Raw genomic sequence first — 5,735 nt, 5'->3', positions numbered from 1 at the left:
CGGCGTCGGCCCCCCCCCGCGCCCGCCCCCGCCCCACCTCGCCCGGACCCCCCACGGCTGCATCATAAGTCTTGGCGGCGCAAACCCGGAGCGGCGGACGTGTGATCCAGCCACGTCCGCCGCCCGGAGTTCGACCGATCAACCGCAGGTCACCTTGATGCTGAAGTCCTTGGTGACCATGCCGGCCATCGGGTTCTTCAAATCGGCGCCCTGCGCCTGGCCCGTGATGGTGTAGGTCTTACCGTCCACCGCCACGTTGGCCGAGCCGACCTTGGCGCCCATGCCGCTGCTGACCGACAGCGCGTTGCCGTCGACGACAAGGGCCAACGACTCGACCTTCGGCGTGGCCTCGTCGGTCATCACGACCGCCAGCGCCTGCTGGCCACCGCCGGTGGACCCGCTGCCGATATCGATCTTGCCGCCGGTTTTGACGCAGGTCACCGAGGCGGGATTCAACCCTGCGAGGTCGCTGCCACCGACCTTGACCTGTGCGCCGGTACCGGTGGAGGCGCTGGGCGCTCCACTCGACCCCGTGCTGGCCGTGTGGCCGCCGCTCGAGCAGGCCACCAGCGCCGACGCGACGCCAAGGCCTCCAATCGCTGCCGCGAGAAGACGTTTCACTGGGATTTCCTTCCTTCATGCGCCGCCCCGTTGGCGTCGTCATGGGAGGAGTACAGAACGCCCGATTTGCTACCGATCCCAATTTTTCGGTGCAACCGGTAGGCTGCGTCGACGTGGCCCTAGGAAGGGAGGCAGCCATTGCCGAAGGTGAAATGGCTGGGAAAGCCTGAGGCCCATGACTTTCCGGCCGCTGCCGACTACCTCGCCCTGCTCGCCGATCCGCACACCGTCGAAGAGCTGACGTATAGCCTGCAGACCTCTGACGTTGTGCACAAGAAGGCCAAGGACATACTGCGGGCCGCCCAGCTGAGCCTGCTTCCGGTTGACAATCCCCATGTCGCGTCGGATCTATCCAAGATCAAAAAGGGTGAACCGCTCTCGCCCATCCTGCTGGTCCGCGGCGACTTCGCCACTGGCGTTCCGTTACAGATCGCCGACGGCTACCACCGCGTGTGCGCGAGCTATCACACCGACGAGAACACCGACATTCCCGTCGTCATAGTCGGCCGACCGCAGTGATCGAGATCCAGACCGTCGGAACGGTCCGCGTGTTGGCCCTGTCGTCGGGCCGGGTCAACGCCCTCGACGTCGAGCTGCTGGAGGAGCTGACCGCCGCCGTCCGCGAGCTGAGGGATTCGGGCGCCGGCCCGCTCGTCGTCACCGGCGCGGGCCGGGTGTTCTGCGCCGGGGTCGACCTCAACCGCGTGCTGCAGGGCGGTGCCGACTACGCCGATCGGTTGATACCCGCGCTGTCCGACGCGTTCGTCGCGATGTTCGGCTACCCCGGGCCGACCGTCGCCGCGATCAACGGCGCCGCCATCGCGGGCGGGTGCGTGCTGGCGTGTGCCTGCGACCGCCGGCTGATCGGGCCGGACGCGCAGATCGGGGCGACGGAGGTTCGCGTCGGGGTCCCGTTTCCAGCCGCGGCGCTCGAGGTCATTCGGCACGCGTGCGGCGATCACGCCGAGGAAGTGCTGCTCGGCGGCGGCCTCTATCGCGGCGACGACGCAGTCGCCAGCGGACTTGCCCACCGCGTGGTTGCCGACGACCTGCTCGGGGCGGCCGAAGCGGAGGCGTCGGACCTGGGTGAGATCTCGCCCGACGCCTATCGGCACACCAAAGCCCAGTTGAGGGCGCCCGTTCTGGCGCGGATCGGCGAGGCAGGCGGCGTCGACCGCGAGGTGCGTGAGCTGTGGGGTGCCGAGCAGACCCGGCAGCGCATCGCCGACTCGCTCGAGCGCCTACGGCGCCGCTGAGTTATTCGTCGTCGACCGCGACGCCGCCGCGGGTGCGCCGGCGTCGCATGCGGTGGGTGCCCTTGCCGGTGGGACGGCGGTTGCGCAGCCCGGCCGCGGGCTGTTCGGCGGCCGGCTCTTCGGTCGCTGCCTCTTCGGCTTTTGCGGGCTCTTCGGCCGGCTCTTCAGCTTCTTCGGCTTCGGCGGTTTCTTCGGTTTCCGCGACCGGCTCGACCGTCTCGGCTTCTTCGGTTTCTTCAGCCTCGGCTTCGGGCTCTTCGGCTTCTTCTGCTTCTTCGTCGGTTTCTTCGGCCTCGGACTCCGCCGCCTCGGCCTCCTCGGCGGCTTCGTCGGCCGCCTCGTCCTTCTTGCCACGACGCTTCTTGGGCTTCTTCGCCTTGATCGGTTTCGGCGGTGGCGGCGGCAACTCGGCCACAAACGATAGGTAGAAGGCGAAAATTCCGAGCAGGCCGATCGCGGCGGCGGCGCCGTAGATGCCGAACAGGTACCGTCCGGCGGAGTCCAGGCTGAGCCAGATCTCGCTGATCGCGGTACCGACGATCAGCACGCCCGCCAGCACGTGGGCCACGATCGACCACACCCGCATGGACAGCGCCAGCTGCGGGGTGCCCAGCTCCGGCTTGCGGGTGCGCAACAGGGTGAACACCACGGGCAGCGCGGCCAACCCGATGAGCGCGCCCGACGCGATGCGGCCCGCCATCCCCAGTCCGCGCGTCATCTCGCCCGTCAGCTCGTACCAGCGGGGCAGCACGCAGAAGAAATAGAGGACGCCGGCACCGATCGAAAACAACAAGTGCCACGGTATGGCGACCTTGCGCCCCATACGCCTCCTCATGCTGATGGTCAGTCCTCGGCCGCACCGGGGACTAGCTGGCGGAGGATGCGGGATTTGAACCCGCGAGGGCTATTAACCCAACCCGCGTTCCAGGCGAGCGCCATAGGCCACTAGGCGAATCCTCCGTGGCCATGGTAGCCGAGTGCCCTACGGCCCCCACCGGTTGCACGCGGGTAACTCCGGGCCAGGTATTACACTCGCGATGGACCCCGCGCGGCGTCTATCCTGTGAACTCCCCCAGGGCCGGAAGGCAGCAAGGGTCAATGGGCTCTGTCGGGTGCGCGGGGTCCCCTATGTCCGGGGGCATTCATGACCCCGAAGCTCGTGCGATCAGCGAAAGGTCCCCCGGTGGCGTTCGATTCCCTCAGCCATGACGAGCTAGCGGCCCTGCACGCACGCCACCAGCAGCAGTATGCGGAGCTGCAGGCCATGAAGCTGTCCCTGAACCTCACCCGCGGCAAGCCGTCCGAAGAGCAGCTGGACCTGTCCAACCGGCTCCTGACCCTGCCTGGAGAGGACGACTACCGCGACGAGGAGGGCACCGACACCCGCAACTACCTCGGCCAGCACGGGCTGCCGGAATTGCGGGCCATATTCGGCGAGCTCCTCGGCATTCCGGTGCCCAACCTGATCGCGGGTAACAACTCAAGCCTGGAACTGATGCACGACATCGTCGTCTTCTCGTTGCTGCACGGCGGCGTGGACTCGCCACGGCCGTGGAAGGACGAACCGAGCGTCAAGTTCCTGTGTCCCGTCCCCGGCTACGACCGGCACCACAACCTCACCGAAACCATGGGCATCGAGATGATTCCGATCCCGATGCTGCCCGACGGTCCCGACATCGACCTCATCGAAGAACTGGTCGCCGTGGACCCCGCAATCAAGGGGATGTGGGCGGTCCCGGTCTTCGCCAACCCGACCGGCGTCACCTATTCGTGGGAAACGGCTCGCCGACTGATCCAGATGCGCACGGCCGCGCCCGACTTCCGGTTGTTCTGGGACAACGCGTACGCGGTCCACACCCTGACGCACGAGTTCGTCCGCCAGGTCGACGTTCTCGGGCTGGCGGCCAAGGCCGGCAACCCGCACCGGCCGTATGTGTTCGCGTCGACGTCGAAGATCACGTTCGCCGGCGCCGGCGTCAGCTTCCTCGGCGGATCGTTGGGCAACATCGCCTGGTATCTGCAGTACGCGGGGAAGAAGTCGATCGGACCGGACAAGGTGAACCAGCTGCGGCATCTGCGCTTCTTCGGTGACGCCGACGGGGTCCGCCTGCAGATGATGCGGCATCAGCAGATCCTGGCGCCGAAATTCGCGTTGGCGGCCGAAATCCTGGATCAGCGGCTGAGCGAATCCAAGATCGCCTCGTGGACCGAACCCAAGGGCGGTTACTTCATCAGCCTCGACGTGTGGCCCGGCACGGCGCGGCGGACCGTCGCCCTGGCCAAGGACGCCGGCATCGCGGTCACCGACGCCGGCGCGACCTTCCCGTATCGGAAAGACCCGGACGACAAGAACATCCGCGTCGCACCCACATTCCCGCCGATGCCGGAACTGCGTGCCGCCGTCGACGGGCTTGCGACCTGCGCGCTGCTGGCGGCCTCGGAGTCGATGCTCAACCTGGCCCCGTCCGCGTCGAGTGCGCGCTGACGGTTTTCGCTGTGCGCTGAGGGCGCCCTGCGCGCACACTGAACGCCGCCGCTGCACACTCGATGCCAGTCGGGTCCGAGTCACCGGGCGTCGGTAGCCTGCTGAGCGTGGCCCTCTACCGCAAGTATCGACCGGCAACCTTCGCCGAAGTGGTGGGGCAGGAGCACGTCACCGAACCGCTGTCCATCGCCCTGGAAGCCGGCCGGATCAACCATGCCTACCTGTTCTCCGGGCCGCGCGGCTGCGGCAAGACGTCCTCGGCGCGCATCCTGGCCCGGTCGTTGAACTGTGTGCAGGGGCCGACGGCCAACCCGTGCGGCGTGTGCGAATCCTGCGTGGCGTTGGCCCCCAACGCGCCCGGCAGCATCGATGTGGTGGAACTCGACGCGGCCAGCCACGGCGGCGTCGACGACACCCGCGAGCTGCGCGACCGCGCGTTCTATGCGCCGGCGCAGTCGCGCTACCGGGTATTCATCGTCGACGAGGCACACATGGTGACGACCGCGGGCTTCAACGCGCTGCTCAAGATCGTCGAGGAACCCCCCGAACATCTCATCTTCATCTTCGCCACCACCGAACCGGAGAAGGTGCTGCCGACCATCCGGTCGCGCACCCATCACTACCCGTTCCGGCTGTTGCCGCCGCGCACCATGCGGGCGCTGGTCGGGCGGATCGCTGAGCAGGAGGGCGTCGTCGTCGACGACGCGGTGTATCCGCTGCTGATCCGCGCCGGCGGTGGTTCGCCCCGCGACACGCTGTCGGTGCTGGACCAGTTGGTGGCGGGTGCCGAGGGCCAGCACGTGACCTATCAGCGGGCGCTGGGCTTGCTGGGCGCCACCGACGTCGCCCTGATCGACGATGCCGTCGACGCGCTGGCCGCTTCGGATGCGGCCGCGTTGTTCGGCGCTGTCGAATCGGTCATCGACGCCGGCCACGACCCGCGGCGCTTCGCCACCGATCTGCTGGAGCGGTTCCGCGATCTCATTGTGCTGCAAGCGGTTCCGGATGCGGCTAGCCGCGGCGTGGTGGACGCGCCCGAGGATGTGCTGGATCGGATGCGCGAGCAGGCGGCGCGCATCGGGCCGGCGGCGCTGACGCGCTACGCCGAGGTGGTGCAGGCGGGGCTGGGGGAGATGCGCGGCGCGACGGCGCCACGCCTGCTGCTCGAAGTGGTCTGCGCGCGACTGCTGCTGCCCTCGGCCAGCGATGCCGAGGCGGCGCTGCTGCAACGCGTCGAGCGGATCGAGACCCGGCTGGGCGTCTCCATCCCGGCGTCAGAGGCTGCCGATGGCGCGGTGCCCCCGCCACGGCCCGCCGCGCCCAGCCCGCCGCCCAAACGGGCCGCGGCACCCAAGCCCAGCCAGCGATGCCGA

At 68.4% G+C, this 5,735-nt stretch carries 6 protein-coding genes, 1 tRNA gene and 1 other RNA gene; 5 read left to right on the top strand and 3 right to left on the bottom strand.

The genetic code is table 11. From position 1 onward, the window contains the following. Nucleotides 1-138 precede the first annotated feature (138 nt). Nucleotides 139-621, bottom strand: coding sequence for a lipoprotein LpqH (locus A5745_RS23185; protein WP_076059463.1), 483 nt, complete (start codon nucleotides 619-621; stop codon nucleotides 139-141). A 138-nt stretch (nucleotides 622-759) separates the two neighbouring features. On the opposite strand from A5745_RS23185, the gene A5745_RS23180 reads away from it, so the two are divergent. Both A5745_RS23180 and A5745_RS23175 read left to right on the top strand, forming a co-directional pair. Further along, nucleotides 760-1,140 carry a hypothetical protein gene (locus A5745_RS23180; RefSeq protein ID WP_076059465.1) on the top strand — a complete coding sequence of 127 codons (381 nt, stop codon included), beginning with the start codon at nucleotides 760-762 and terminating at the stop codon, nucleotides 1,138-1,140. Next, nucleotides 1,137-1,877 (top strand): enoyl-CoA hydratase/isomerase family protein, encoded by a 741-nt coding sequence (locus tag A5745_RS23175; RefSeq protein ID WP_076119224.1) that lies wholly within the window; start codon nucleotides 1,137-1,139, stop codon nucleotides 1,875-1,877. The genes A5745_RS23180 and A5745_RS23175 overlap by 4 nt, the downstream gene beginning before the upstream one ends. Nucleotide 1,878: 1 nt before the next feature. Here A5745_RS23175 and A5745_RS23170 read toward each other — a convergent pair whose 3' ends face one another. Together A5745_RS23170 and A5745_RS23165 are read right to left on the bottom strand one after the other, a co-directional pair. Then, complete coding sequence (locus tag A5745_RS23170; protein ID WP_076119222.1) at nucleotides 1,879-2,700, bottom strand: hypothetical protein; 822 nt, start codon at nucleotides 2,698-2,700, stop codon at nucleotides 1,879-1,881. 48 nt (nucleotides 2,701-2,748) lie between these two features. Continuing rightward, nucleotides 2,749-2,837 (bottom strand) — tRNA-Ser (locus tag A5745_RS23165). A 75-nt stretch (nucleotides 2,838-2,912) separates the two neighbouring features. On the opposite strand from A5745_RS23165, the gene ffs reads away from it, so the two are divergent. The 3 genes from ffs to A5745_RS23150 form a co-directional block, all read left to right on the top strand. Continuing rightward, an RNA gene (ffs, locus tag A5745_RS23160) (signal recognition particle sRNA small type) lies at nucleotides 2,913-3,009 on the top strand. Between the two features lie 51 nt (nucleotides 3,010-3,060). Continuing rightward, nucleotides 3,061-4,362, top strand: a complete 1,302-nt coding sequence (locus tag A5745_RS23155) for an aminotransferase class I/II-fold pyridoxal phosphate-dependent enzyme (RefSeq protein WP_139329767.1) — start codon at nucleotides 3,061-3,063, stop codon at nucleotides 4,360-4,362. A 107-nt stretch (nucleotides 4,363-4,469) separates the two neighbouring features. Continuing rightward, the coding region (locus tag A5745_RS23150) for a DNA polymerase III subunits gamma/tau (protein ID WP_076119226.1) at nucleotides 4,470-5,735 on the top strand (1,266 nt) is incomplete at its 3' end.

Origin of the sequence: Mycobacterium sp. IS-2888 (assembly GCF_001954215.1) — a bacterium.
Lineage (GTDB): Bacteria > Actinomycetota > Actinomycetes > Mycobacteriales > Mycobacteriaceae > Mycobacterium.
Note: the sequence above shows the minus strand (reverse complement) of the source record. Positions and strands in the feature narration are given on the sequence as shown.

What these genes read in the sequence shown, in the direction of transcription:
- A5745_RS23170 (WP_076119222.1), bottom strand. Translation starts at nt 2,700, where the DNA reads ATGGGGCGCAAGGTCGCCATACCGTGGCACTTGTTGTTTTCGATCGGT.